The organism is Brucella sp. NBRC 12950, assembly GCF_030268145.1.
GTDB lineage: Bacteria > Pseudomonadota > Alphaproteobacteria > Rhizobiales > Rhizobiaceae > Brucella.
Genome location: NZ_BSQC01000011.1, coordinates 42,883 through 67,613 on the forward strand (window position 1 = coordinate 42,883; position 24,731 = coordinate 67,613).

Consider the following 24,731-nt stretch of genomic DNA (forward strand, 5'->3'; position numbering starts at 1 on the left):
AATCTGACCGGGACATTTCCCAGGAGAGTAAAATGGCTGCAAAAGACGTAAAATTCGGTCGCAATGCGCGCGAAAAGATGCTGCGCGGCGTCGATATCCTCGCTGACGCTGTGAAGGTAACGCTCGGCCCAAAGGGTCGTAACGTTGTTATCGACAAGTCCTTTGGCGCTCCACGCATCACCAAGGACGGCGTATCGGTTGCCAAGGAAATCGAACTTGAAGACAAGTTCGAAAACATGGGCGCACAGATGCTGCGCGAAGTGGCTTCGAAGACCAACGATACTGCTGGTGACGGCACAACCACTGCGACCGTTCTCGGTCAGGCTATCGTTCAGGAAGGCGCAAAAGCTGTTGCTGCCGGCATGAACCCAATGGACCTGAAGCGCGGTATCGACCTCGCAGTCACTGAAGTTGTTGCAAACCTTCTTAGCAAGGCCAAGAAGATCAACACTTCGGAAGAAGTTGCTCAGGTTGGCACCATCTCCGCTAACGGCGAAGCCGAAATCGGCAAGATGATCGCTGAAGCGATGCAGAAAGTCGGCAACGAAGGCGTGATTACGGTTGAAGAAGCCAAGACCGCTGAAACCGAACTCGAAGTCGTTGAAGGTATGCAGTTCGACCGCGGCTACCTGTCGCCATACTTCGTCACCAACCCAGACAAGATGGTTGCTGATCTCGAAGACGCATACATCCTTCTGCATGAAAAGAAGCTTTCGAACCTGCAGGCCCTTCTGCCAGTGCTCGAAGCTGTTGTTCAGACCTCAAAGCCACTCGTCATCATCGCTGAAGATGTTGAAGGCGAAGCTCTCGCAACGCTCGTTGTCAACAAGCTGCGTGGCGGCCTGAAGATTGCTGCTGTTAAGGCTCCTGGCTTCGGCGATCGCCGTAAGGCAATGCTCGAAGACATCGCGATCCTCACCGGCGGTCAGGTTATCTCCGAAGACCTCGGCATCAAGCTTGAAACCGTTACGCTCGACATGCTCGGCCGTGCGAAAAAAGTTTCGATCACCAAGGAAAACACCACGATCGTTGACGGTGCAGGCCAGAAGGCTGAAATCGATGCGCGCGTTTCGCAGATCAAGCAGCAGGTTGAAGAAACCACTTCTGACTACGACCGTGAAAAGCTTCAGGAACGTCTTGCCAAGCTCGCTGGTGGCGTTGCCGTGATCCGCGTCGGCGGTGCAACGGAAATCGAAGTCAAGGAAAAGAAGGACCGCGTTGACGACGCCCTGAACGCAACTCGCGCTGCGGTTGAAGAAGGTATCGTTGCTGGTGGTGGTACCGCTCTGCTCCGCGCTTCGTCGCAGATCGTTGCCAAGGGTGCAAACCCTGACCAGGAAGCTGGTATCAACATCGTTCGTCGCGCTCTGCAGGCTCCTGCTCGCCAGATCACGACCAATGCCGGTGAAGAAGCTTCCGTCATCGTTGGCAAGATCCTTGAAAACGGCTCGGACACCTACGGCTACAACACTGCCAATGGTGAATTCGGCGACCTGATCAAGGCTGGCGTTGTTGACCCGGTTAAGGTTGTTCGCACCGCTCTGCAGAACGCAGCATCAGTGGCCGGTCTTCTGATCACGACTGAAGCCATGATCGCTGAACTGCCTAAGAAGGACGCAGCTCCTGCTGGCATGCCTGGCGGTATGGGTGGCATGGGCGGTATGGACTTCTAAGAAGTCCATAGAGCACGGGGCAAATAAGCCTGCACAGAGCACCTGTGCAGGTGAAAGCCCCAAAAAAATAGAAAACCTTCGGCCTCTGCCGAAGGTTTTTTTTTGAATGTTTAAAGTGCAACGCGACTTCACACATCAAGTGGCGACCAAGATTTGCAGTATAAAATTGGGAGAAAAGCAGCCTTCGATTGGCTTTCTTACATTATGTAACTCTTTGTGATTTATAGAAAATTTACCTATCCCGGGCTTTACTAAGGAAGCTGCGGCTATTTTAGCATTTTCTGATTTACATTCCGCGGTTTTCATGGTCAATCGCTACCAATACGAGATGGACTTCCTGTTTGCCCCCGCACTTTGGAAGTCCTGTCTCAGGCAACAGGAAAGGCAGGCTCGCGCCTGCCTTTCCACTTTTACGCTTTAAACTTATCGACTGCTCATTCTGCCGCTTCAGCCTGATCATAACCGTGGACCGACTTCCGCGCGTCATAACGCGCTCGCGCCATCATGACCTGCGCCTCATTAGCGACTGCCCACTCTCCCAAACCTCGAACCGGCCTGAGAAGATCGCAGCCAAGTTCCGTCAATTCATACTGGACCTTCGGTGGAATGGTCGGGAAGACAGTTCTGGAGACAAAGCCGTCGCGCTCGAGATTGCGAAGCGTCGTCGTCAGCATTTTCTGCGAAATGCCATCAACTGTGCGGCGGATTTCATTAAACCGCATCGGGCCATTGCCAAGATAACTCACAACCAAGACCGTCCACTTATCGCCGACGCGCGACAAAATATCGGTCACAGCCCTGCAAGCAGTGGTTTCCTTGAAGTCACCGGGTTTCATAAAAGTGCCTCCTTGCGCCTTATTCAGTCACCGGTATAGCGTTAGTCTCTATTGGTTACCACTAAAAAGGAAATATCGATGAGCAAGCTTAAAGTTGCAGTGATTGTCGGCAGCACTCGTGAACAGCGTTTTTCTCCAGTATCAGCGGAATGGATTGCAAAGGTCGCAGCCGCACGACCTGAATTCGATGTCGAAATCCTCGATCTGGCTGATTATCCTATGGGTTTTTATGGCGACATAGCAACAACCACCGCACAGGCAGAGACAGCCGACAGGTGGAAGACCAAGCTACGCGAGTTTGACGCCTATATTCTGACTGCTGCCGAATATAACCATGCGCCAACAGCGGTTCTGAAAAATGCCATCGATTATGGTGATTGGATTGAGAAGCCAATCGGCTTCGTCGGCCACGGCGGCGTCGGCGGTGCACGCGCTGTCGAACAGCTGCGGATGATCGCAGTTGAGATGTCTTCGATGTCGGTGAAAACTGGCGTCCATATCTTGTTCCCAGATTACCTTGCAGTCGTCAAGAAAGAGAACACGCTGGATGACTTCCCGCATCTGGGGGAAGCCGCCAAGAATATGCTGGATCAGCTTGCGTGGTGGGGTCATGCCCTGAAAGCTGCACGCCTCGGCTAATTCATTCGCGACAAACCGCGGCACTATGCCAATGCTTGGGACCGCGGCTTGTCGCACCGTTTTTTTGCCCTATGATTATCTGAACTGATCATGGGATGGATAATTAAATGCGCCAGGAACGACCGATAGCCACTGCACCGAAGGACGGACGCAAAGTAACTGTGGTATGGATCGATGATGACGATCAGCGCAATGAATCAGTTGGTCAATATCGTTCTCTTGATAAGCTGAAAGCCGGTGGTGGCGACTGGGACGAAACTGACACCGGATGGTGGATTTTCACCGACAGTAAAACCCAGCAGCGGGTCGAGCCGACCGCGTGGATTTCAGAAACCGACGACGGCGATGACGACAACGAGGATAACTGAACCTGGAGTGGGTGCTGCACTCGATAAAATTTGACTTTTATATTCATATTTTATCAAATAATTGAGAGCTAGGGCTGCTCTACGAGCATTCCATAGCCAATAATCCAGCAATGCTGTTATTCTCGATTCTACGGGCGGGCATTTCCCCCGCCTGAAACAAGCCGGAGACTGAAGATGACTGCCACGCGTACCGAAACAGATACTTTCGGACCCATCGATGTTGCCGCCGACCGTTACTGGGGCGCGCAAACACAGCGTTCTTTGCAAAATTTCAAGATCGGTGGCGAACGTATGCCCCTGCCTCTGGTTCATGCATTGGGCGTCGTCAAGCGCGCAGCAGCTGAAACCAATATTGCTCTGGGTAAGCTTGATCCTGTTCTTGGACAGGTCATCGCCGTTGCGGCATCCGAAGTGATTGAAGGCAAGCTCGACGATCATTTCCCGCTTGTTGTCTGGCAGACGGGATCAGGTACGCAGTCAAACATGAATGCCAACGAGGTTATTTCCAACCGCGCCATTGAGCTTCTGGGCGGCGAGCTTGGCTCGAAGAAGCCAGTCCATCCGAATGACCACGTCAATATGGCCCAGTCTTCGAATGACACTTTCCCAACTGCAATCCATATTGCAACGGCAGTTGAGACTGTTCAACGCCTCTTTCCGGCTTTGGAACGCCTCACCAAAGCACTCAAAGATAAGGAAGTAGCGTTCGAGCACATTATCAAGATCGGCCGCACGCATACGCAGGATGCGACGCCTGTCACGCTTGGACAGGAATTCTCAGGCTATCGCGCAGCGCTGGAATATGCGCGCCATCGCATTGAACAATCGCTTGCGGACGTGTTCCTGCTGGCACAGGGCGGAACCGCCGTTGGCACTGGCCTAAACGCACCAAAAGGTTTCGATACTGGCTTTGCGAACGCTGTCAGCGAAATCACCGGCCTAAGCTTCAAGACAGCCCCCAACAAATTTGAGGCGCTCGCAAGCCACGGTGCGCTTGCAAACTTCCATGGCAGCCTGAACGGGCTGGCGGCTGATCTTTTCAAAATCGCCAACGACATCCGCTTCCTTGGCTCCGGTCCTCGTTCTGGTCTTGGCGAATTGTCGCTGCCGGAAAATGAGCCCGGCTCATCAATTATGCCGGGCAAGGTTAATCCGACACAAGCTGAAGCTCTCACCATGGTGGCAACACAGGTCTTCGGCAACCAGACCACAGTAACCGTTGCTGCAAGCCAGGGACACTTCGAGCTTAACGTATTTAAGCCAGTCATTGCTTATAATGTACTGCAGTCGATCCGAATCTTAAGCGATGCCATGGTCTCGTTTGCGGATCACTGCGTGGAAGGCATCGAGGCCAACGAAGACCGCATCAAGGATCTTCTCGATCGTTCGCTGATGCTCGTAACTGCTCTGGCACCAGCTATCGGCTATGACAATGCCGCCAAGATCGCAAAAACCGCGCACAAGAACGGTACAACCTTGCGCGAGGAGGCATTAAAGAGCGGACATGTATCTGAGGAAGATTACGACCGGCTCGTGCGCGCAGAAAAAATGATCGCCCCAGATTGATTGTGCGCAATTAGTGAACAAACTGTCGAAGAATATCCATCTTTTCTTGACAGTGTGGAGCAGGTATTGGGTTGGTCAGTTTAATTGGAGATTCCCCTGATGTCGTCTATCACTCCTCAGAGCAACGGCTTTGCCACGCTCGTCGCACGCGTCTTTCTTTCGATCCTGTTTATTCTCGCTGGCTTTAGCAAGCTGACTGCGATTTCCGGCACAGCTGGTTACTTTGCGGGCCTCGGACTCCCGGTTCCAACTGTAACCGCTGTTCTCGTTGGCCTTGTTGAGTTCGTAGGCGGCCTCGCCATTCTCGTTGGTTTCCAGACACGTATTGCTGCTGCAATCGTGGCTCTGTTCACCATCGGTGCAACGCTTGTAGCGCACATGAACTTCGCTGAAGGCATGAACGCGATGATGGCACAGAAGAACCTCGCCATTGCTGGCGGTCTGATCCTTCTTGCACTGCAGGGGGCAGGTTCGATTTCGATCGACGCAAAGCGCGGCTAATTCCCGCTTTCATGCCCGACCTTGAAAAGCCGTGCTTCATGAGCACGGCTTTTTAGTATCAACTTTATCAAGACACAGAACTGTTACTTAGAGCTCGCAATGATTGCACCGCACGATCTTGTAAGATATTGCAACCGCCTATTTTAATTTTGGAAAGACATATCGTCCTCCCAGACGTGTCTCATAACTTAGCTTGTAGAGAAAAAATGGCCGTTTCACCCGCAACGAACAGTCAGCCTCGTGCTGATGCCCATACGGGCAACAATTACAGCTTTGCACTTGCCAGCCTCACGATGCTCTTCTTCATGTGGGGCTTCATCACTTGTCTCAACGACATTCTCATCCCGCATCTCAAGGGAGTTTTTCAGCTAAACTACTTCCAGTCGATGCTGATCCAGTTCTGTTTCTTTGGTGCTTACTTCATCGTCTCACTGCCCGCTGGCGCACTTGTCAAACGTATATCTTATAAATGGGGGATCGTGACCGGTCTGGTCATTGCAGCCGTCGGCTGCGCGCTGTTCATTCCGGCCGCCTCCTATCGGGTTTACGAACTCTTTCTTGGCGCGCTTTTCGTGCTGGCTTCGGGTGTAACCATTCTTCAGGTCGCGGCAAATCCCTATGTCACCATTCTGGGCGCGCCTGAAACAGCCGCCAGCCGTTTGACACTGACACAGGCTTTCAACTCGCTCGGCACAACCGTCGCACCATCTTTCGGAGCGCTCCTGATACTGTCCGCAGCAACCAGTGATGCAGCAAGCTCTGCGCAAGCGGATGCAGTACAGTTCCCTTACCTCATGCTGGCGCTTGCTTTCGCGGTTCTCGCAATCGTTTTCGCAATCCTGAAACTGCCTGACGTTCAGGAAGAAGAAACGGCGGTCCTCACAAAAGAAGATGGTTCAGCTTGGCAGTATCGCCATCTTGTCTTGGGCTCTATCGGCCTGTTCGTCTATGTCGGCGCTGAGGTCAGCGTAGGCAGTTTCCTCGTCAATTTCCTCAACGACCCCAATGTTGCAGGTCTGGCAGAATCTGAGGCTGCACATTACGTTTCCTACTTCTGGGGCGGCGCAATGCTCGGTCGCTTTATTGGCGCAGTCGCCATGCGATATATCGATGACGGCAAGGCGCTGGCGTTTAATGCCGCTATGGCCATCATTCTGCTTCTCATCACAGTTGCAACCACTGGCCATGTCGCTATGTGGTCGGTTCTGGCAATCGGTCTCTTCAACTCGATCATGTTCCCGACGATCTTCAGTCTGGCTCTGCATGGCCTTGGAAAGCACACCAGTCAGGGTTCCGGGATCCTGTGTCTGGCCATCGTTGGCGGCGCGATCATCCCGCTCATTCAAGGCGCGCTTGCAGATAGAGTAGGCATTCATCTGGCATTCCTGATGCCTATCATCTGCTACATCTACATCGCCTATTACGGCTTGATTGGCAGCAAGCCTAAAATCTAAAACAAAAAAGCCGGTCTGAAATTCAGACCGGCTTTTTAGGTTCAGTATTATATTATTAGCCAACCAGACCCTTTCGGATACGGGCAATCACATCCTGAACGCGGGCATTCTGATCGCTACGACGAGCTGAAACCAGACAAGCCTGCGACCGCAGGATCACTCCATCTTCAAGTACTTTGAGCTGATTGGCTTTGAGCGTCGAACCGGTGGAGGTGATATCGACAATCATGTCTGCCGAACCCGCCGCAGGCGCGCCTTCAGTTGCCCCCAAACTTTCAACGATGCGATAAACCTGAATGCCATGCTTCTGCGAGAAGAACTGCTGCGTCAAGCGCCAGTATTTGGTAGCAATGCGCAGACGGCGGCCATGACGCTGGCGGAAGTCCGCAGCAACATCATCAAGGTCGGCCATAGTCGTTACGTCCCGCCACACTTCCGGAACAGCGACCACAACATCAGCATGGCCAAAGCCGAGCTCTGCTTCAATCGCCACGCGCTCATCGGCATGGGCTAACGTTTCACGGATAAGGTCTTCCCCGGTAACGCCCAGATCAACGCTGCCATAGCCAAGCTCGCGTGCGATTTCTGAAGCCGATAAGAACAGAATGTCGAGATCGCCTTCACCTTCAACCCGTGCACGGTAATTGCGCGAGTCATCTGGCAAAATGACCTTGTATCCTGCCTTTTCGAGCACTGAGAGCGTCTGCTCTTTTAGCCGTCCTTTGGACGGAAGCGCCAGCGTTACAGTCATGATTGTTCTCCGCTCAGCGCCTCAAGTCGGTCTAGCCAGATGGAAAACCCGACGCCCGGAATGTTTTCGGACGCACCAAGCATGGTCAAAAGCCGATCATAGCGGCCGCCCCCGGCAATCACCATGTCCTTGTCGCCGCCCGCCTGACGGATTTCATAAACAAGACCTGTATAATAGTCGAGCGGGCGTCCGAAGGATGCGTCGTAAACAATATCTTCAGCAGAAATACCGGCAGCGATAATCGCATCCGTGCGCGCTTCAAACTTTTGCAGAACCGCACTTAGATCCAATGAATTGTCGGCCGCAAATGCCCGCAATGTAATCGTTGCAACTTCGAGCGAAACGCGGGTCGAAAGGAAACGTTTTAGCACATCAAGTGCAGATGATGGAAAACGTGCTGCAGCCAGATCTTCCTTTTCGATCAAACGACGCGCGATTTCGGCAGGCGTACGCCCTGCCCCCGGTGACATGCCAGCTTCAAGCATTTCAGCTTCAAGCATGCGAGCCAATCCTGCCTCATCACCTTCCGCAACGAGACCGGCTAGATGCTCCGGCAACGGGTTAATGCGCTGTTCGCCAGTCAGCTCGGCTAAAGCTGCTTCCATTGTGCGATCGTCGCCAAAGGCACGCAGTAGCTTCTTGCGCCATCCTTGCGGAAGACCCAATGCCTTTAGCATACCTGCGAAAACCGACTGGTCGCCGAGAACAATTTCGAGTGCTGCATCGGGCGCGGCGGTATGGACACAGGCCAGCGCATCAGCAATCGAACGCGCGTCCGAAGCCGCTTCATCCGTCGCACCAAGATCCTCAATCCCGGCCTGAAGGAACTCTGCCGCACCATCACGACGCTGGCGGAACACTTCTCCAAGATATGCATAGCGCTTAGGCGTTGCAGCATTGAGTTCGATATGATTGCGGCAGACAGGAATTGTAAATTCTGGCCGCAAGCAAAGGCTATCGCCATTTTCGTTCTCGGTGAGAAAAATGCGGCGGCGCAAATCCTCGCCCGCCATATCCAGAAACGGATCAGCAGGCTGGATCAGTGGAATATCGACAAGCTCGGCTTCACGGGCATCAAGTTGCCCGCGGAGCGTGCTAAGGACTGAAGATGTGCGTTGACCTGCCATGTTAACCGTCACTTCGCCTGCTGCGCGCGATCACTTGCCTGCGCTTCAAGAATTTCGCGCACTACAGCAACGATAGCCTCTTCCTTAACCGTAACCTGCGCCGGTCGACTTTCGCGCCAGGTTGCGTTGTCTTCAATCTCGGCTGATATCCGTTTGCCTTCGATCAGATCCTTGATCTGAACTTCGCCAGCTTCGCGCTCCTGCGAACCCTGAATGATCACACATGGCGCATCCCGGCGGTCAGCATATTTCATCTGCGCCTTCATGCCGGAACCACCGACATACATTTCAGCACGGATGCCTGCCTGACGCAGATCGGAAACCATCTTCTGATAACGACCGAGGCTTGCGGCGTCCTTGTCCATGACCAGCACGACGACCGGACCAACCACGTCCGACACATCAAGCTTGCCGAGATTTTTCAACGCTGTCATCAGGCGCGAAACGCCGATGGAGAAGCCGGTGGCCGGGACTGGCTCACCGCGGAAGCGGGACACCAGACCGTCATAACGACCACCGCCACCAACCGAACCGAACACGACCTTCTGGCCATCTTCGTTGGTGACATCGAACAAAAGCTCGGCTTCAAACACGGGACCGGTGTAATATTCGAGACCACGCACGACCGACGGATCGATCTTCACGCGACCTTCATAGCCACCAGCGTCAAACAGAGCTTCCATATCGGCAAGCTCTTTCACGCCTTCCTCGCCTTTGGCGTTACCGGCAACCACGGCCTGCAAGTTGGCGATGGTTTCAGCACCTGTTGCACCGCCCGCAGCGGTGAAGGCCAGAACCTTTTCCACGGCGGCATCGGACAGTTCTGCGCCCTTGGTGAAATCGCCGCTTTCGTCAAGACGACCCTTGCCCAGCAAAAGACGAACGCCGTCAGCGCCAAACTTGTCGAGCTTGTCGATAGCACGAAGAACATTAAGGCGCTTGCCCGCATTCGCATCACCATCAAGTCCAATGGCTTCGAGAACGCCGTCGAGAACCTTGCGGTTGTTGACGCGGATCACATAATCGCCGCGCTGAATGCCAAGGCGTTCTACCGTGTCTGCCATCATCATGCACATTTCAGCATCAGCCGATACGTTTGGCGCGCCTACCGTATCGGCATCGAACTGCATAAACTGGCGGAAACGTCCCGGACCCGGCTTCTCATTACGGAAAACCCAACCGTTGCGATAACTGCGATAAGGCTTAGGCAGGCTTTCGTAGTTTTCAGCCACGAACCGCGCCAGCGGCGCGGTCAAATCATAACGTAACGAAAGCCACTGTTCATCATCATCCTGAAACGAAAATACACCTTCGTTCGGACGATCCTGGTCCGGAAGGAATTTTCCGAGCGCATCGGTATACTCGATGAGCGGTGTTTCAACCGGCTCAAAACCATAAAGGTCGTAGACTTCGCGGATGGTCGCCGTCATCTTTTCGGTGGCGCGCAAATCATCCGGCACCCGATCGACAAATCCGCGCGGCAACCGCGCCTTCATCTTGTCCGCTTTGTCGGCCATTTTTCCCGCCTGATCGCTGATTTTGTTCATGTTGCACCGGAAAACCCGGCAAATCCGTTGCCGGTTTCCTAACGCATCAAACCGGGTGCGGCAAGTGCAGGAAGAGCTTTAAAAGCCGTGATCAGCGCGTGGCGATGGCGACAGCCACGCCAGCCATCATTCCCGCGCATGTACGATTGGCAATCTTCACCATGCGAGGCGTACGCAAAAACCGGCGCGCCTGAACGGCCAACAGCACCCAAGCATTATAAACAACTGCCAGAACCGCGAACATGACCAACAGCAACTCACCCCAGCCGAGGATTGAAACACCTGTGAGATCAATCACAGTGGGTAGGATGGCAACATAGAAAACCATGATCTTCGGATTGCCCAGTGTAATCGCCAGAGCGCTCAAAAAAAGACCGCCAGCCTCATTGCGGCGGGGAATAATTTCTTCGTTGATAAGATCGCTGACGGGCGCAAACCACATCTTCCAAGCGAGATATGCCAGATAGAGTAGGCCACCATATTTAAGAACGAGAAAGACCGTGTGGAAATTGTGAGCGAGCGTTGAAAGCCCCCAAACAGCCAATGACAACCAGACCGCATCGCCTATCCACAACCCAAGCATGAACGGGAAAACACCCTTATGACCGCGACTGATTACACGGGCGACCAGCGCGCCGATATTAGGACCCGGCGTGCCAGCGGCTACCAACAAGATTCCAGCAAAAACTGCGAGCGACGTCAGATCCATTTCCAACACTCCTGAAACGAGGCGTCGTAGCTTTGGCAGAAAAGGGAATTCCCCGCAATCGCACTTAATTAGGTCTTGTCAATGCAGATCGAAGCTTTTCAATGTTAGGCCGGCAATGGCAGCCTTCAATATGATCATTGACGAGCCCCATGGCTTGCATGAACGCGTAAACCGTGGTCGGGCCGACAAAAGACCAACCGCGCTTTTTGAGATCTTTAGAGATCCGCGTTGAGGTAGCGGTGGTGGGATTGGCAGACAGTGTCGGATAATCTACGATTTGCGGGCGATCCTTCTCACCCGGCTCGAACGACCAGAAATAAGCAGCCAGTGAGCCTTTTTCTTCAACTAGCTCTATTGCGCGTTTCGCATTGTTAATCGTGGAAGCGATTTTTCCACGGTGACGGACAATGCCCTTATCGGCAAGCAAGCGCTCTATATCCTTGTCGTCGTAAAGCGAAACACGACGGAAATCAAAACCGTCAAAAGCCGCTCGAAAATTTTCACGTTTGCGCAAAATCGTCAGCCAAGACAAACCCGACTGGAACCCTTCAAGGCAGATTTTCTCAAAAAGGCGATGATCGTTCGTTACCGGAACGCCCCATTCATTGTCGTGATAGGCAATATAATCAGGTAGTTCGCCCGGCCAGAAGCAGCGCATTTTGCCATCTGCATTGACGATCAATCCAGTCTTTTCCAGCACCTTATCGCTCATTTCTGGTCTCCAGACTTTTATGCATTTTTAATCATGTCGCGCAACTTGCTGCTAACCACAACTTTAATTTGCGACAAGCCAGAGCCCGACACGCAGCAAAATTTACCTTTATGATTCCATTGCCCGGCACAATGGGCCCATGAAATTCGGGGCCGTTCTCCTGACAGGAGATGTCAGGAGTGCGACGGGCAACAGCGTCGGCGCGAATGCAGGACGCAAAACAGACGGATTTGGCTTATGCAACCACGTCATCTGCTTTTGATCGGATCACTTGCGGCAATTGCCGTTTCCATTGTGACCACCAGCATGGCTTTTGCCAACGATCGATACGCGACCCAACCACCGGTTCGCGTCGACAATCAAACATCGCAGCGCTGGATTGCCCAGCTCAATGGACCAACCGTCCGTGTCTTACCATCAATTGATGCACCCCAACCACGAAAGCGCGCCGTTGTTCGGCAAAAGCAGCCACCAAAGGCACGGTATCAAAGTGTGAGCCAGCAGCGTCCTGCTGAAAATCCAGCAAAAGTTGTTCGCAAAAAGAAGCAGTTCGATCCGATGTTTCTGCCGCAGGTTGTGTCGTATTCGGGCGGCGAAAAGCCTGGAACACTGGTCATTGATACGAATAAGCGTTTTCTTTATCTCGTTGAAGACAATGGTCAGGCACGCCGCTATGGCATCGGCGTCGGCAAGCAGGGTTTTGGGTGGAAGGGCACTCAGCGTGTGAGCCGCAAAGCGGAATGGCCAACCTGGACACCACCCAAGGAAATGATCGCCCGCGAACGCAAAAAGGGCCGCATTCTGCCAGCGCAGATGAAGGGAGGGGTCAACAATCCTCTGGGCGCACGCGCACTTTACCTCGGTTCAACACTATACCGAATTCACGGCACCAACCAGCCCTGGACTATCGGTAAAGCCATGTCTTCTGGCTGTTTCCGCATGCGAAACGAAGATGTCACCGACCTCTATGGCCGCGTTCCTGTGGGCACCCGCGTCGTCGTTCGCTGACGGAACCTCCACTGACTTTCTGTGAGGGGTCCGTTCAGGCCGCCGTTACAAACAACCGACGGCGGCTTTTTGTCATCGAATTGAAACTTTTGACGTTTTTATAGGAAAAGCGTCCACCTTAACACATAAAGGCAGTCGAAAGGTCTTTCACTTTTTATGCGAACACCCATATGCTGTGGAAGCAAAATGACGAGAATATATGTAAGAGGGAAGGACTGAACATGACCGTACCGGCGGTAAAACTGAACGACGGCAATTACATTCCGCAGCTCGGTTATGGTGTTTGGCAAATCGGCAATGATGAAGCCATCTCAGCCGTCAGCGAAGCGCTGAAGGTGGGCTACCGGCACATCGATACAGCTGCCATTTACGGCAACGAAGAAGGCACCGGCAAGGCAATCAACGAGTCCGGCATCGCGCGCGGCGATATTTACCTCACGACCAAGCTCTGGAACAAAGAACAAGGTTATGAGTCCACGCTCAAAGCTTTTGACGAAAGCCTCAGGAAGCTTGGCACTGAATATGTTGATCTTTATCTGATCCATTGGCCGCTCCCATCCAAAGACCTTTTCATGGAAACATGGCGCGCTTTCATCAAGATCAAGGAAGAGGGCCGTGCGAAATCGATCGGCGTGTCGAACTTCCGCACTGCTGATCTTGAACGCATTCTCAAGGAAAGCGACGTTGTTCCTGTTCTTAACCAGATCGAACTGCACCCGCAATTCCAACAGGATGAGCTGCGTCTGTTCCACAGCAAGCACAACATCGCAACCGAAGCGTGGAGCCCACTTGGACAGGGCACTATTCTCGAAAACACGACGCTGAAAACGATTGCTGAAAAGCACGGCAAATCAGTTGCTCAGATCATCCTGCGCTGGCATATCGAAACCGGCAACATAGTCATTCCAAAGTCGGTAACTCCAGCACGCATCAAGGAAAATTTCGAAGTCTTTGATTTCAGCCTCAATGGCACCGACCATGATGCGATTACCAAGCTGGACAAGACAGAAGGTCGTATCGGACCGAACCCTGCGACGTTTTCGGTGGTGTAATCGAACAAAATAGCCCGGAGAAACTCCGGGCTTTTTTATAGAATGCCTCCCAAAAGTGGAAACCGATTGGAGGCAGAGCGTCAGAACAACCGAGCTTAAATGCGAAATGCTCTATCGCAGCAGTTTCAAGCTGCCCGTGAGCGAGCGCACCCATTTTGATGGTCCTGCAATCCCCAGCCCGTCGATCGCCTCGCTCGCAAGCTCTTTTTCAGGAAAAGCCGCTTCATATTCTGCATAGACATGCAGCGAGCGTGCGAAGGCGGGAAAGACAACGACGGCCTGACGTTCTTCAAAGCCTACCGCTTTTAACGCAATGGAGCGGAGGGTTTCCGCATCAGCCTGAAGAATGGGCACCGGACGATCCGAGCTGATATCAATTGCCACGCCATTTTTATCGATCAGTTGTCGAGCGGCAACGAGGGGCAGCTTTGCACCCAGCCCTATCGAAATCGCGCCAACCGTATTGGCGAGCAGACCGAGCGGTAGTTCGGGATTAACAACAATGGCAAGGCGCAAATCTTCGTGCATGACGGCTCCTGAAACAGAAATATCTCACTGAGAAATACACCGCTCGCTGGGGTAAATCCTGCCTATCTATCCCGCCAAACGTAGTTTTGTGGTAGATACTTCCAGAAAAACCAGATTCTGAGGTAAATCTATATGAGCGCACTCGATCCATCCGACATCAGGGTTCTCGAAGCTTTGCAGGGTGACGGCCGCCTCACAAATCAGGCGCTCGCGGATCAGGTCGGCATGTCCACCTCTCCAAGTTGGCGCAAAGTTCGCAAACTGGAGGAAGACGGCGTGATAAAGGGTTATCGCGCCACGCTGGATCGAAAGGCAATAGGACTTGGCGTTCTGGCTTTTGTTCGCATCAAAATTGATAGTCACAGTGAAGCGGAAGCCGAGCAATTTGCTGCTGAATTGATGAGCCTCGATGAAGTCATCACCTGTTACAGCATCGCTGGTGACGCCGACTTTCTGTTGCAGGTCGTATCACATGACCTCGATACCTATGCCGATTTTGCGATGTCCACCCTACGCCGCTTGCCGCGCATCAAGGAAATGCAGACCACTTTCGTGCTGAAAGAAACGAAAAGCTTCAAGGGCTTTCCCCTCAAACATGCACGGTCAGTGAAGGCGGGAGCCTGAAAGCACAACGGGCTTTGGTCCGCCATAGGCCCAGTCGAGCAATTCAACTGTATGCACAATTGGCAGTTTACTGCCTGTTGCGATCTGCGTCATACAACCGATATTGCCCGTCGCAACCAGATCGGCACCGGTCGCCTCAATATTCTTGACCTTGCGATCACGAAGTTTGGTCGCGATCTCGGGTTGCATAATATTGTAGGTGCCCGCCGAACCACAGCAAAGATGTCCCTCCAATGGCTCTTTCACCGTGAAACCCGCTTTTGAAAGCAGGTCTTTTGGCTGGCGCACAATCTTCTGGCCATGCTGCATAGAGCAGGCAGAATGATAGGCAACCGTCAGCATCTTCGGCTCTTCCGGTTGCGGCAGTTCAATGGTCGTCAGATATTCGGTGATATCTTGGGCGAGCGATGATACAAGCGCAGCTTTATCCTTGTAGGCTGGGTCGAGCCGCAACATGTAACCGTAATCCTTGATCGTCGTTCCGCAGCCAGAAGCCGTCACGATAATCGCATCGAGACCGCCCTTCTCGATCTCTCGCGTCCAGACATCGACATTATGCCGGGCCTGATCGAGCGCCTGCTCCTCACGTCCCATATGGTGAACAAGTGAACCACAGCAACCTTCATTCTTCGGGGCTACCACTTCAATGCCAAACCGATTGAGCAATCTGAGTGTCGCGGCATTGATGCCTGGATTAAGCACGGGTTGCGCGCATCCATTGAGGATCGCAACACGTCCGCGCTTTTCGCCCTTGGCAACGCTTAGTTCTACAGGATCCGCTTTGGCGGGAAGGTTATGCGGTGCGAGTGCCAGCATGGCTGCGATAGGCTTCAGGCTCGCACTTTTCTGCATAAGCGGTGCGAATGGTTGTCCGAGTTTGGCGAGCTTCAGCGCTAAACGAAACCGGCCCGGATAGGGCAAAACTTGCGCCAGCACACCGCGCAGAAATCGGTTCATAAAAGGCCGCTTATAGGTTTTTTCAATATGGGCACGCGCATGATCGACCAGATGCATGTAATTGACGCCCGACGGACAGGTGCTCATACAGGAAAGACATGAAAGACACCGATCAACGTGGCGTACAACTTCTTCGTCAGCGGGACGCCCGTTTTCGAGCATATCCTTGATGAGATAAATGCGTCCACGCGGACTATCGAGTTCATTACCAAGCGTAACATAGGTTGGACATGTCGCTGTGCAAAAGCCGCAATGCACGCATTTACGCAGGATTTTATCTGCTTCGCTGACACCTGGATCGAGCAATTGTTCAGGGCTGAAATGGGTCTGCATGGCTCACACTCCCGCCTGCTCAGGATACATACGTCCCGGATTCAGAATGTTTTCCGGATCAAACTGGTATTTCAGCCGCTGTGAAAGCGCTGCAAGCGCTGCCGGTTGCGGTTCAAATACATCAATGTTGGCACGCATAAATTCCGGTGCGCGTATCAGCGTTGCATGGCCGCCACCGTATTTGGCGACCAGCTTCCGCAGTGTCCGAGCTTCCGGCTCGGCTTCCATACGCAACCAGATCAAGCCACCCTGCCAGTCATAATAGGCATCGACGCCTGCATGGCGGCGAAACTCATCAATCATACGCCAGCCCTGCAACGGTGCCATTGAAACACGCCAGACCGCGCGGGCATCGCCAGCCTGCGCATAGGGCAGCACATCGCGAACTTCTGTCCAGAGCTGTGTCGATTGAGGCTCGTCAATCACGTCGACTGTTACCGCCCGGCCAAATAAGGCTTGTAACTGCCTGCTTCGATGCGCGACGGACGGTGCGAAACCTTCCAGCCGCAGAATTGTTGCGGCTTCCCAGCCAAGCTTACCATCGAGAAAACGATTGGCGACAGTGGGCGGCAAATGGGCGCTCGATGACACTTCCTCACGTGATCCCATAGCCATGGCCATGATACGGGATGCCTGCTCGTCATCCAGTCCGCGAACGGCGAGCGTCACAGAGGTTTCGGGCTTGGGCAGAACCTTGAACGTTACTTCCGTTGCCACCCCCAGCGTACCCCAGGAATTAGCCATGCCCTTGGAAAGATCATAGCCCGTCACATTCTTGACCACACGCCCACCGGATTTGAACAATTCACCCCGACCCGAAACCACCCGCACACCCAAAATATGGTCTCGCGCAGCGCCCGCCTTCAACCGACGCGGCCCCGACAGATTGGAAGCCAAAACACCGCCAATTGTCCCACGGCCTGCCTTGCCACCCAACAATGGCCCATAATCCATCGGTTCAAAATGAAAGCACTGGTTGTTTGCGATGAGAAGTTTTTCAATCTCGGCAACAGGTGTGCCAGCCTTTGCCGCCAGCACCAACTCATCGGGCTCATAGAGCGTGATACCCGAAAGCTGCGACACATCCAGAACATGGTCCGCCTGAACAGGGCGACCAATCCCACGCTTTGAACCATTGCCGATAATCTCCAGCGGGGTGGACGTCCCGAGTGCCCATTGGACGGCCTCAACGACACGCGCTTCATCCTGCGGTATTAAAATATTTGCATCAGTCATCTTCACAACCAAAGATCAGAAACGCGGAATGTCGGGGAAGGCGAGCTCGCCCCGATGGACATGCATACGGCCAAGCTCGGCACAACGGCGCAGTTGCGGAAAGACCTTGCCGGGATTGAGCAGGTGCTTGGCATCAAAGGCACATTTCACACGCATCTGCTGATCGAGATCAATTTCGTTGAACATCTCCGGCATGAGATCGCGCTTCTCGATACCCACGCCGTGCTCGCCAGTCAGCACGCCACCAACCTTCACGCAAAGACGCAGAATGTCGGCGCCGAAATCTTCCGCTGCCTCCAGCTCTCCAGGAATGTTTGCATCATAGAGGATGAGCGGATGCAAATTGCCATCGCCTGCATGAAAAACGTTGGCGACCCGAAGGCCATATTTTTCTGAGAGCTCACGCATTCCCGACAAGACCCGCGGGAGTTCCTTGCGGGGGATAGTTCCATCCATGCAAAGATAATCCGGCGAGATACGCCCCACCGCTGGGAAAGCCGCCTTACGACCAGCCCAGAAAGCCAGTCGCTGTTCTTCCGACTGCGACAGGATGCAAGTGGTCGAGCCATTTTTGAGTGCAATGCTCTCCACCGCTCCAATCAGGTGATCGACTTCAATCGGCGGCCCATCAAGTTCCACGATCAAAAGCGCCTCGACATCAAGCGGATAGCCAACGCGGACAAAATCTTCTGCTGCGCGGATAGCAGGCCGGTCCATCATTTCCATACCACCCGGAATGATCCCGGCACCGATAATATCAGCGACGCATTGTCCAGCCTGCTCGCTCGATGGAAACCCGACCATCACAGCACGGGCGGTTTCAGGCTTTTGCAGAATGCGAACGGTGATTTCTGTCACGACCCCAAGCAAACCTTCTGAACCCGTCATCAGTCCCAGAAGATCATAGCCTTCGCAATCAAGGTGCTTGCCGCCAAGGCGTAACACTTCGCCTGTTATAAGCACCATTTCGATGCCAAGCACGTTGTTGGCAGTAAGCCCATATTTCAAGCAATGCACGCCACCTGCGTTTTCGGCAACATTGCCGCCTATCGAGCAGGCAATCTGAGACGATGGGTCAGGCGCATAGTAAAATCCCTCATGCTCGACTGCCTTGGTAATTCCAAGATTGGTCACACCAGGTTGCACGACAGCCACACGATTGGGATAATCGATTTCCAGAATCTGATTGAACCGCGACATGCCAAGAAGCACGGCATCGGCCAGCGGCATGGCCCCCCCAGACAATGAGGTGCCAGCACCGCGTGGCACCACGCGAATACCGTTGTCATGACAATATCTCAAAACACTCGAGACTTGATCGACTGTTTCAGGCAGGACAACGACGAGGGGAAGCGAACGATGAGCGGTCAGCCCGTCACTTTCAAAGACGCGCATTGCATTGATCGTGTCGACTATCCCTTCCCCGGGTACGATATTGCGTAAGTCTGCAACAATTGCAGCCCGTCTTTGCAAGACGTTCGCATCCGGCTCCGGCATGACCAATCCGCTCATATTTCCTCCGCCTCCCAGCGACTTTGCATGATTGGTAAACTATTTTTACCAATCATGCCTATGGCGAAACAGTTTTGACACTGCGGCATAATCGCCTTGCGATCCCAACGATGCCTCGGCTAGATGAAGGTCGGCACAAAAGGCTGTCGGGGAGGATTTGAAACTATCATGATGAGCAGTCTGGCCGATATGGAGATTTTCGCGCGCGTTGTCGCAACCGGCAGCATGTCAGCAGCAGCACGCGATCTCGGCCTGTCACCTGCCGTTGTCTCCAAGCGGCTCGGCCGTCTTGAGGAGCGCCTCGGGACTCGTCTGCTCCAACGCACGACGCGCCAAATAGCACTTACTGAAGCAGGTCATGGTTATCATGAACGCGTGCTTGCTATTCTATCCAACATCGAAGAGGCGGAAGCCTTTGTGGCGCGGCGCTCTGCGGATGCCCGCGGGACACTGAAAATCTCCGCTCCCACAACTTTCGGCCGAATGCATATTGCGCCTTATCTGGTGCCTTTCATGCGTGCCAATGCCGACCTTACCGTCAATATGCAGCTCTCAGACGAAATGGTCGATATTGTCGGTGACGGTTATGACCTTGCCATCCGGATTGGCGAACTATCCGATTCTACCCTAGTCGCTCGCCGCCTTGCGCCAGTGCGCAGAATTCTCGCAGCATCCCCGCACTATATTGCAGAACGCGGGAAGCCGGAGACGATCGATGATCTTGCCGATCATATCTGTCTCGCTCCACACAACAATGATCCGTGGCGGCTTGAAGGTCCGAAAGGACCGATCACCATTCGACCAGTAGGTCCGCTTCAGACCAATTCGAGCGAAATGGTACGCGAGGCAGTACTGGCGGGTCTTGGAATCGCACAGCGTTCAACCTGGGATATTGGCCCTGAACTCGCTGAAGGCAAGCTCGTCCAAGTATTGCCGGAATATGCCGCATCGCGAAATGTTGCCATCCACGCCGTTTACCCCTCTAAACAGTTCCTGCCAGCCAAGGTGCGTCTCTTCATCGACTATCTGGCAGACCTTTACGGGCCGATTCCTTATTGGGAAAGTGGCAGCTCACCAGAAAGCCCGCCTAAGAAATAGACTACGTTTAGCTATTTGCGTATGAACGCGCTTGACCTTCGCTGAAGGCATTTAAATAATAGTCGGCTAAGCATCTGTTTTTCAACAAGCTTATTGCCATCCAGCCCGTCAATCAAACGAATCAAATGGTTTTCCTCCCTGCCATTTCGATTTTCGAGGAATGATGATGAACACACCTACACGCCTTATTCTAGCACTCATTGTTGCCGTCATTGTCGGCTGCGGCTTCATGTTCTACGACAAGTCGCGCGGCGCAGAATGGGTTGTTTCCCCCCAGCAGATCGAGCAGGCAAAGGCCGAAGGCAAAACCGGCTTTGAAAGCCGCCCTGGTACTGTGACTGTGCTTCCAATCCGCAGCGAAACCGCAGATGTCCTTCCCTTCAAGTGGGCAATGTATGGCCTCGTAGCTGGGATCGTTGTTTTCGTTTCAGGCCGCAAACGCAAGAAGGCTTGATAAAGCCCCAGTTCCCCCCACCCCGGAAGCCTCGTTTCCGGGGTTTTTATTTATCAAATTTAAGACCCGTTGCTCCCCTGATGGCTTAGGGATAGTTTGCAGCCATGACGGAGGCTGCAGACGACATGGTCGAGACAATTTTTTCCCGCATTCACGCAAGCCGCACGGCGGACGATGTTGTACATCAGATCGAGAGCCTGATTCTCGAAGGCGTTCTGCGAGGCGGGGATCGTCTTCCTGGCGAGCGTGACCTTGCACGGCAATTTGATGTCTCGCGTCCCATTCTGCGTGACGCGCTCAAGCGTCTTGAAAGTGCCGGACTTCTCAACTCGCGCCACGGCGAAGGAACATTTGTGGCCAACGTAATTGGTCAAGTGTTCAGCGCGCCTGTTGTGAAGCTTTTTGGTGAGCATAAAAAAGCAACCACCGACTACCTCGAATATCGCCGAGAGATCGAGAGCGTGGCAGCCGAATATGCGGCCCTTCGCGCTACGTCAGCCGACAAGGCTCTCCTGGCCGAAATTATGACCGCTATGGAAGACGCCAACCGCGCCAGCGATCTTAATAAAGGTGCGCAGCTCGATGTCGAGTTCCACAATGCCATCGGTGAAGCTGCACACAATATCGTGCTGCTGCACACTTTGCGTTCCTGTTATCAATTGCTGAAGGATGGTGTCTTTTACAATCGCGGGCTTATTTACAGCTATCCAGGCGTCGCTGATATGCTGCTGTCACAGCACCGCACTATTTACGACGCCGTTATTGCCGGTAATCCCCAAGCCGCACGCGAAGCGGTGCAAAAACATATCCGCTTTGTGGAACAGGCAACGAACGACCGTGAACTCAACGACGAACGCGAACGCGTATCGCAATTGCGCTATCGTCAGCGAGTGGGCAAAGACACCACCGCATAATCTTGCCTTGTTATGTTTCCAACGAGCTAAAATTATGCAGAAATTCAATGCGTTATAGCGTCAGTTGTGCGTCTGTTTTGACGCGGCGCTTTACTGAAGGCAACGACTATGAGTGGCGTTACTCTACAGCATGCGAAAGGCCCGGAAGGCATCCGGCTATATGCAATTGGCGATGTGCATGGCCGCCTTGATCTGTTGCAGGATATGCACGGGTTAATCCATGCCGATATTGATCGCAACCCAACGCACGACTGGCGCATCATTCATTTAGGCGACTACATCGACAGAGGACCGGATTCCAAAGGTGTTCTGGACTTTCTGATCCACGCGTCAACACACGATCCCCGCACTCTCTCGCTGATCGGCAATCATGACGACGGTTTTCTGCGCTATCTCGCCACCGGCGATACGAATGGCATTTTTGCGCTTCATGGCGGCAGTGACACGGCTAGATCATACGGCGTGGAAGTAGACTATACCAACACGGCTTCTGCTGCAGAAGCATATAAGCAACTGGTCAACAGGATCCCGGCGGCGCATATAGATTATATTCGCTCGATGCCGTCCTGGTTGAGTTTTGGTGATTTCTTTTTTTGTCATGCAGGCGTGAACCCGGCAGTTTCTCTCAATGCACAGGATCGCGACGACCTGATGTGGATCAGGACTCTGTTTCTGAGATGGACTGATCCATTGGAAAAGGTCATCATCCACGGGCATACCCCGCAGAGTGCTGTCGATGTTCAGACCAATCGTGTCAATCTTGATACTTATGCATGGAAAAGCGGCAAACTTTCAGCCATCGTGATCGACGGGCTGGAGAAGCGTTTTCTGGAAGCGACTGGCCCAGCCGCCACCAACACTATAATTTAACGCGCGCTTGAAATGCCGTAGCCGTCAGTAGACGTCATGCTGTTTCCAGCATCGACGGTGAAAATGCCAACTGCCATAAACACAATCGCAGAGATCATCAGGACAGTGAGAAGTGCGGCATGCTTAGCGGTCATGGTCGAAAACTCTTTCGAGGTTACCAAGGGAAACGATGAACCAAGCTTTCCTGATAGCCAAGGCCTGAACCTTGCCTAGTCACTGACCGCCCAGAAGTTGGCCTCAGTTACACCTGAAAAAAGTTACCCGCAACTGAACGAACAGACTACAATTGCCGCTTTCCGCTGGAAAAACCCAAATGGTTTTGCCCTGTGGCAAAGTCGCAACGCCTTATCCGTCCATGACGTTGTTTGCCGCCAATTTTTTAGTTGTTATTGCCGATTACACCAACCCAGGCACGCGCCAAAGCAGCCCCCGCCTTGTCCGCTGCAGCGCCCGATTGCAGAAGATTATCCGGGAGTGCCGCCGCCCAATCAGAATCGAATCTGGCAATCGTATCGCAGAGCGTTTCGCTCCATTCAACGACGAGTTTGGTATCGGCCTCGAAATGAAACTGTGTAGCGTAAACTGCACGCCCGATGCGGTAGGCCTGATGAGCCGTCATGTCGCTGGTCGCCATATGAATAGCGGCCTCCGGCAGGGTGAATGTATCCCGGTGCCAGTGAAAAATAGGGAAGGTTGAACCGGCCGCAGACAGAACCGGATCGCTTTGCCCCTCCTTCGTCAGGCGCACCTGATGCCAGCCAAATTCCATCGGGCGGTCGAGAATATTTTTCCCGCCATAGGCGCGCGCAACGAGCTGACTGCCAAGACAAATGCCAAGCACAGCCTTGTCGTTCTTGCCAAAGGCCCGAATTAGATTGAGCAAACGAGGGAAATATGGATAGTCGCCATCGTCTAGCGCGTTCTGCTCGCCACCAAGCACGATCAAAGCCTCGTGCTGATTGTCATCCTGGGGAAGCAGATCGCCATTATAGGCGTGTCGGATATCGATTGTGTGACCCGCCTCAATCAGAATCGGCTCAATCTGCCCCAGGCCTGAATCTGGATAATTCTGGACGACCAACACGCTCATGTTTCAGTTCCCAAGCTTTTGCTAACAAAGAGCTATCATGAAAAAAGCCCTGGCAACAGCCGGGCTTTGACTTGCGTAAATTACATCGTTTGATCAGTTAACGACTGAAACGCTGACAGTTCGCCCTGCCACCAGATGCACACCCTGCGGCACATCTTCAAGCTTCACACGCACAGGAACCCGCTGCGCCAGACGCACCCAGTTAAATGTCGGTGAAACATTGGCCAGGAGACTGGTTGAATCGCTACGTTCGCGATCTTCAATACCGCCGGCGATGCCTTCAACCTGCCCCTTAAGCTTCAGCTTGCTACCCATCACGTCGATCACAACTGGATCGCCGATATTGATGCGTTCAAGTTTGTTTTCCTCAAAATAGCCCGACACGTAGAACGAGTCCGTATCGACCAACGCCGTGACTGCGGAACCGGCGGTTACATAATCGCCGGGCTGAAGCGAGAAATTGGTGATGACACCATTTACCGGCGCTTTGACAGACGAACGTTCCAGATTGAGTGAAGCGAGATCACGGTCGAGTTCGGCCTGACGATAGGTGGCCTCTGCCTGCATCGTCGTGGTTTCGATCTGCTCCATCTTCTGTTGTGTGACCGTGGTGTCATTCAGCTTGCGATAGCGGGTAAGATCACGATTGGCCATATCGAGTGCGGCCTTGCTGCTGGCAAGCTTAGCTTGTGCCTGCTGCAAGGCAAGCTTGTAGCGTGCCTGATCGATACGGAAAATCACATCACCCTGTTTGATGTCCTGATTGTCGTGCACCAGAACCTCGCTCACCAGACCCGAAACATCGGGTGCAAGACGCACCACATCGGCGCGGATCTTGCCGTCACGTGTCCACGGGGCGTTCATGTAATAATCCCAGAGGTGCCAGCCGAGAAGCCCTGCCATTGTGACCATGACGAGAGTTAGGAAGACCCGGCCCGAATGTGCGAAAAGCTTCTTCATAGTGGTATTCCATTTAAGATGACGGCGCTTGCGCCAAGAATGCAGAAGTACATGGCGGCATCAAAAAGAGGCCTGTGCCACACAAAACGGTAAAAACGGGCGCGTGCGAGCAATCGCTGCATCAGCGAATTTGCGAAATAAGCGCCCAACGCCAGAACCGCGAGGCTCGGCAGATAGATCCCATAGATGTCGAATTCCGGTCTCATGAGCCT

Annotated in this window: 27 protein-coding genes; 13 read left to right on the top strand and 14 right to left on the bottom strand. The window is 53.3% G+C overall.

The window, feature by feature from the left end; all coding sequences use genetic code 11:
• The first annotated feature begins 32 nt into the window (after positions 1 to 32).
• The gene (groL, locus tag QSJ70_RS18215; RefSeq protein WP_215777454.1) at positions 33 to 1,673 is read left to right on the top strand and encodes a chaperonin GroEL; all 1,641 of its coding nucleotides are present in this window, start codon (positions 33 to 35) and stop codon (positions 1,671 to 1,673) included.
• Between the two features lie 434 nt (positions 1,674 to 2,107).
• Here groL and QSJ70_RS18220 read toward each other — a convergent pair whose 3' ends face one another.
• A complete protein-coding gene (locus QSJ70_RS18220) occupies positions 2,108 to 2,509 on the bottom strand; it encodes a winged helix-turn-helix transcriptional regulator (protein WP_285538521.1) in 402 nt (133 codons plus the stop codon).
• Positions 2,510 to 2,587: 78 nt separating this feature from the next.
• Between QSJ70_RS18220 and QSJ70_RS18225 the strand changes: the two genes are divergently transcribed.
• From QSJ70_RS18225 to QSJ70_RS18245, 5 genes are all read left to right on the top strand, one after another.
• Positions 2,588 to 3,148, top strand: coding sequence for an NADPH-dependent FMN reductase (locus QSJ70_RS18225; protein WP_215777457.1), 561 nt, complete (start codon positions 2,588 to 2,590; stop codon positions 3,146 to 3,148).
• Positions 3,149 to 3,255: 107 nt separating this feature from the next.
• A complete protein-coding gene (locus QSJ70_RS18230; protein WP_215777459.1) occupies positions 3,256 to 3,516 on the top strand; it encodes a hypothetical protein in 261 nt (86 codons plus the stop codon).
• Positions 3,517 to 3,690: 174 nt separating this feature from the next.
• A complete protein-coding gene (fumC, locus tag QSJ70_RS18235; RefSeq protein ID WP_285538524.1) occupies positions 3,691 to 5,082 on the top strand; it encodes a class II fumarate hydratase in 1,392 nt (463 codons plus the stop codon).
• 99 nt (positions 5,083 to 5,181) lie between these two features.
• Positions 5,182 to 5,583, top strand: coding sequence for a DoxX family protein (locus tag QSJ70_RS18240; protein WP_215777462.1), 402 nt, complete (start codon positions 5,182 to 5,184; stop codon positions 5,581 to 5,583).
• Positions 5,584 to 5,789: 206 nt separating this feature from the next.
• Positions 5,790 to 7,037 (top strand): sugar MFS transporter, encoded by a 1,248-nt coding sequence (locus QSJ70_RS18245; protein WP_215777464.1) that lies wholly within the window; start codon positions 5,790 to 5,792, stop codon positions 7,035 to 7,037.
• Between the two features lie 55 nt (positions 7,038 to 7,092).
• Here the strand turns inward: QSJ70_RS18245 and hisG are convergent, their stop codons facing one another.
• The 5 genes from hisG to QSJ70_RS18270 form a co-directional block, all read right to left on the bottom strand.
• Complete coding sequence (gene hisG / locus QSJ70_RS18250) at positions 7,093 to 7,788, bottom strand: ATP phosphoribosyltransferase (protein WP_215777468.1); 696 nt, start codon at positions 7,786 to 7,788, stop codon at positions 7,093 to 7,095.
• Complete coding sequence (locus tag QSJ70_RS18255; RefSeq protein ID WP_215777470.1) at positions 7,785 to 8,915, bottom strand: ATP phosphoribosyltransferase regulatory subunit; 1,131 nt, start codon at positions 8,913 to 8,915, stop codon at positions 7,785 to 7,787. The genes hisG and QSJ70_RS18255 overlap by 4 nt, the downstream gene beginning before the upstream one ends.
• Before the next feature lie 8 nt (positions 8,916 to 8,923).
• Positions 8,924 to 10,432 (bottom strand): histidine--tRNA ligase, encoded by a 1,509-nt coding sequence (gene hisS, locus QSJ70_RS18260; protein ID WP_215777472.1) that lies wholly within the window; start codon positions 10,430 to 10,432, stop codon positions 8,924 to 8,926.
• A gap of 121 nt (positions 10,433 to 10,553) precedes the next feature.
• Positions 10,554 to 11,171 (bottom strand): LysE family translocator, encoded by a 618-nt coding sequence (locus QSJ70_RS18265; RefSeq protein WP_215777474.1) that lies wholly within the window; start codon positions 11,169 to 11,171, stop codon positions 10,554 to 10,556.
• A 64-nt stretch (positions 11,172 to 11,235) separates the two neighbouring features.
• Positions 11,236 to 11,883, bottom strand: coding sequence for a DNA-3-methyladenine glycosylase I (locus QSJ70_RS18270; protein WP_215777476.1), 648 nt, complete (start codon positions 11,881 to 11,883; stop codon positions 11,236 to 11,238).
• A gap of 237 nt (positions 11,884 to 12,120) precedes the next feature.
• Here QSJ70_RS18270 and QSJ70_RS18275 point away from each other — a divergent pair, with 237 nt between their 5' ends.
• Positions 12,121 to 12,891: a L,D-transpeptidase gene (locus QSJ70_RS18275; protein ID WP_215777477.1), complete on the top strand. Its 771-nt coding sequence runs from the start codon at positions 12,121 to 12,123 to the stop codon at positions 12,889 to 12,891.
• A gap of 221 nt (positions 12,892 to 13,112) precedes the next feature.
• A complete protein-coding gene (locus QSJ70_RS18280) occupies positions 13,113 to 13,943 on the top strand; it encodes an aldo/keto reductase (RefSeq protein WP_285538529.1) in 831 nt (276 codons plus the stop codon).
• 111 nt (positions 13,944 to 14,054) lie between these two features.
• Here the strand turns inward: QSJ70_RS18280 and QSJ70_RS18285 are convergent, their stop codons facing one another.
• A complete protein-coding gene (locus QSJ70_RS18285) occupies positions 14,055 to 14,471 on the bottom strand; it encodes a DUF2000 domain-containing protein (protein WP_215777481.1) in 417 nt (138 codons plus the stop codon).
• A 132-nt stretch (positions 14,472 to 14,603) separates the two neighbouring features.
• Here QSJ70_RS18285 and QSJ70_RS18290 point away from each other — a divergent pair, with 132 nt between their 5' ends.
• Entirely contained in the window at positions 14,604 to 15,095 is a 492-nt protein-coding gene (locus QSJ70_RS18290; protein ID WP_285538532.1) for an Lrp/AsnC family transcriptional regulator, read from the top strand.
• Here QSJ70_RS18290 and glcF read toward each other — a convergent pair.
• Genes glcF through QSJ70_RS18305 form a run of 3 tightly spaced genes read right to left on the bottom strand, consistent with a single transcriptional unit; the run spans position 15,075 to position 19,133 of the window.
• Positions 15,075 to 16,385 (bottom strand): glycolate oxidase subunit GlcF, encoded by a 1,311-nt coding sequence (glcF, locus tag QSJ70_RS18295; protein WP_285538534.1) that lies wholly within the window; start codon positions 16,383 to 16,385, stop codon positions 15,075 to 15,077. The genes QSJ70_RS18290 and glcF overlap by 21 nt on opposite strands.
• Before the next feature lie 3 nt (positions 16,386 to 16,388).
• Positions 16,389 to 17,621, bottom strand: a complete 1,233-nt coding sequence (gene glcE / locus QSJ70_RS18300; protein WP_285538536.1) for a glycolate oxidase subunit GlcE — start codon at positions 17,619 to 17,621, stop codon at positions 16,389 to 16,391.
• Between the two features lie 15 nt (positions 17,622 to 17,636).
• Positions 17,637 to 19,133 carry an FAD-linked oxidase C-terminal domain-containing protein gene (locus tag QSJ70_RS18305; protein WP_215777488.1) on the bottom strand — a complete coding sequence of 499 codons (1,497 nt, stop codon included), beginning with the start codon at positions 19,131 to 19,133 and terminating at the stop codon, positions 17,637 to 17,639.
• A gap of 168 nt (positions 19,134 to 19,301) precedes the next feature.
• On the opposite strand from QSJ70_RS18305, the gene QSJ70_RS18310 reads away from it, so the two are divergent.
• The 4 genes from QSJ70_RS18310 (at position 19,302) to QSJ70_RS18325 (ending at position 22,469) form a co-directional block, all read left to right on the top strand.
• The gene (locus QSJ70_RS18310; protein WP_215777490.1) at positions 19,302 to 20,231 is read left to right on the top strand and encodes a LysR family transcriptional regulator; all 930 of its coding nucleotides are present in this window, start codon (positions 19,302 to 19,304) and stop codon (positions 20,229 to 20,231) included.
• Between the two features lie 166 nt (positions 20,232 to 20,397).
• Positions 20,398 to 20,685: a hypothetical protein gene (locus tag QSJ70_RS18315; protein ID WP_215779085.1), complete on the top strand. Its 288-nt coding sequence runs from the start codon at positions 20,398 to 20,400 to the stop codon at positions 20,683 to 20,685.
• 125 nt (positions 20,686 to 20,810) lie between these two features.
• Positions 20,811 to 21,599, top strand: a complete 789-nt coding sequence (locus QSJ70_RS18320; protein ID WP_215779087.1) for an FCD domain-containing protein — start codon at positions 20,811 to 20,813, stop codon at positions 21,597 to 21,599.
• A gap of 108 nt (positions 21,600 to 21,707) precedes the next feature.
• On the top strand, positions 21,708 to 22,469 hold the full coding sequence (locus tag QSJ70_RS18325) for a metallophosphoesterase (RefSeq protein WP_215777492.1): 762 nt from the start codon (positions 21,708 to 21,710) through the stop codon (positions 22,467 to 22,469).
• Here QSJ70_RS18325 and QSJ70_RS18330 read toward each other — a convergent pair.
• The 4 genes from QSJ70_RS18330 to QSJ70_RS18345 all read right to left on the bottom strand — a co-directional run bounded on the left by QSJ70_RS18330 (position 22,466) and on the right by QSJ70_RS18345 (position 24,725).
• Complete coding sequence (locus tag QSJ70_RS18330) at positions 22,466 to 22,603, bottom strand: hypothetical protein (protein ID WP_007877997.1); 138 nt, start codon at positions 22,601 to 22,603, stop codon at positions 22,466 to 22,468. The genes QSJ70_RS18325 and QSJ70_RS18330 overlap by 4 nt on opposite strands.
• Before the next feature lie 245 nt (positions 22,604 to 22,848).
• A complete protein-coding gene (locus QSJ70_RS18335) occupies positions 22,849 to 23,559 on the bottom strand; it encodes a type 1 glutamine amidotransferase (RefSeq protein WP_285538543.1) in 711 nt (236 codons plus the stop codon).
• A gap of 93 nt (positions 23,560 to 23,652) precedes the next feature.
• The gene (locus QSJ70_RS18340; protein ID WP_215777495.1) at positions 23,653 to 24,519 is read right to left on the bottom strand and encodes an efflux RND transporter periplasmic adaptor subunit; all 867 of its coding nucleotides are present in this window, start codon (positions 24,517 to 24,519) and stop codon (positions 23,653 to 23,655) included.
• On the bottom strand, positions 24,516 to 24,725 hold the full coding sequence (locus QSJ70_RS18345) for a DUF1656 domain-containing protein (protein WP_187547241.1): 210 nt from the start codon (positions 24,723 to 24,725) through the stop codon (positions 24,516 to 24,518). The genes QSJ70_RS18340 and QSJ70_RS18345 overlap by 4 nt, the downstream gene beginning before the upstream one ends.
• Between the last annotated feature and the right edge of the window lie 6 nt (positions 24,726 to 24,731).

Bases quoted from the DNA above. Each gene is read 5' to 3' on its own strand.
- QSJ70_RS18240 (WP_215777462.1), top strand. From the start codon at position 5,182: ATGTCGTCTATCACTCCTCAGAGCAACGGCTTTGCCACGCTCGTCGCA.
- QSJ70_RS18290 (WP_285538532.1), top strand. From the start codon at position 14,604: ATGAGCGCACTCGATCCATCCGACATCAGGGTTCTCGAAGCTTTGCAG.
- QSJ70_RS18275 (WP_215777477.1), top strand. From the start codon at position 12,121: ATGCAACCACGTCATCTGCTTTTGATCGGATCACTTGCGGCAATTGCC.
- QSJ70_RS18280 (WP_285538529.1), top strand. From the start codon at position 13,113: ATGACCGTACCGGCGGTAAAACTGAACGACGGCAATTACATTCCGCAG.
- QSJ70_RS18245 (WP_215777464.1), top strand. From the start codon at position 5,790: ATGGCCGTTTCACCCGCAACGAACAGTCAGCCTCGTGCTGATGCCCAT.
- QSJ70_RS18315 (WP_215779085.1), top strand. From the start codon at position 20,398: ATGAACACACCTACACGCCTTATTCTAGCACTCATTGTTGCCGTCATT.
- hisG (WP_215777468.1), bottom strand. From the start codon at position 7,788: ATGACTGTAACGCTGGCGCTTCCGTCCAAAGGACGGCTAAAAGAGCAG.
- QSJ70_RS18340 (WP_215777495.1), bottom strand. From the start codon at position 24,519: ATGAAGAAGCTTTTCGCACATTCGGGCCGGGTCTTCCTAACTCTCGTC.
- QSJ70_RS18310 (WP_215777490.1), top strand. From the start codon at position 19,302: ATGATGAGCAGTCTGGCCGATATGGAGATTTTCGCGCGCGTTGTCGCA.
- QSJ70_RS18225 (WP_215777457.1), top strand. From the start codon at position 2,588: ATGAGCAAGCTTAAAGTTGCAGTGATTGTCGGCAGCACTCGTGAACAG.
- QSJ70_RS18220 (WP_285538521.1), bottom strand. From the start codon at position 2,509: ATGAAACCCGGTGACTTCAAGGAAACCACTGCTTGCAGGGCTGTGACC.
- QSJ70_RS18270 (WP_215777476.1), bottom strand. From the start codon at position 11,883: ATGAGCGATAAGGTGCTGGAAAAGACTGGATTGATCGTCAATGCAGAT.
- glcE (WP_285538536.1), bottom strand. From the start codon at position 17,621: ATGACTGATGCAAATATTTTAATACCGCAGGATGAAGCGCGTGTCGTT.
- QSJ70_RS18255 (WP_215777470.1), bottom strand. From the start codon at position 8,915: ATGGCAGGTCAACGCACATCTTCAGTCCTTAGCACGCTCCGCGGGCAA.
- QSJ70_RS18335 (WP_285538543.1), bottom strand. From the start codon at position 23,559: ATGAGCGTGTTGGTCGTCCAGAATTATCCAGATTCAGGCCTGGGGCAG.
- QSJ70_RS18265 (WP_215777474.1), bottom strand. From the start codon at position 11,171: ATGGATCTGACGTCGCTCGCAGTTTTTGCTGGAATCTTGTTGGTAGCC.
- groL (WP_215777454.1), top strand. From the start codon at position 33: ATGGCTGCAAAAGACGTAAAATTCGGTCGCAATGCGCGCGAAAAGATG.
- glcF (WP_285538534.1), bottom strand. From the start codon at position 16,385: ATGCAGACCCATTTCAGCCCTGAACAATTGCTCGATCCAGGTGTCAGC.
- QSJ70_RS18345 (WP_187547241.1), bottom strand. From the start codon at position 24,725: ATGAGACCGGAATTCGACATCTATGGGATCTATCTGCCGAGCCTCGCG.
- QSJ70_RS18330 (WP_007877997.1), bottom strand. From the start codon at position 22,603: ATGACCGCTAAGCATGCCGCACTTCTCACTGTCCTGATGATCTCTGCG.
- QSJ70_RS18320 (WP_215779087.1), top strand. From the start codon at position 20,811: ATGGTCGAGACAATTTTTTCCCGCATTCACGCAAGCCGCACGGCGGAC.
- QSJ70_RS18285 (WP_215777481.1), bottom strand. From the start codon at position 14,471: ATGCACGAAGATTTGCGCCTTGCCATTGTTGTTAATCCCGAACTACCG.
- fumC (WP_285538524.1), top strand. From the start codon at position 3,691: ATGACTGCCACGCGTACCGAAACAGATACTTTCGGACCCATCGATGTT.
- QSJ70_RS18305 (WP_215777488.1), bottom strand. From the start codon at position 19,133: ATGAGCGGATTGGTCATGCCGGAGCCGGATGCGAACGTCTTGCAAAGA.
- QSJ70_RS18325 (WP_215777492.1), top strand. From the start codon at position 21,708: ATGAGTGGCGTTACTCTACAGCATGCGAAAGGCCCGGAAGGCATCCGG.
- QSJ70_RS18230 (WP_215777459.1), top strand. From the start codon at position 3,256: ATGCGCCAGGAACGACCGATAGCCACTGCACCGAAGGACGGACGCAAA.
- hisS (WP_215777472.1), bottom strand. From the start codon at position 10,432: ATGGCCGACAAAGCGGACAAGATGAAGGCGCGGTTGCCGCGCGGATTT.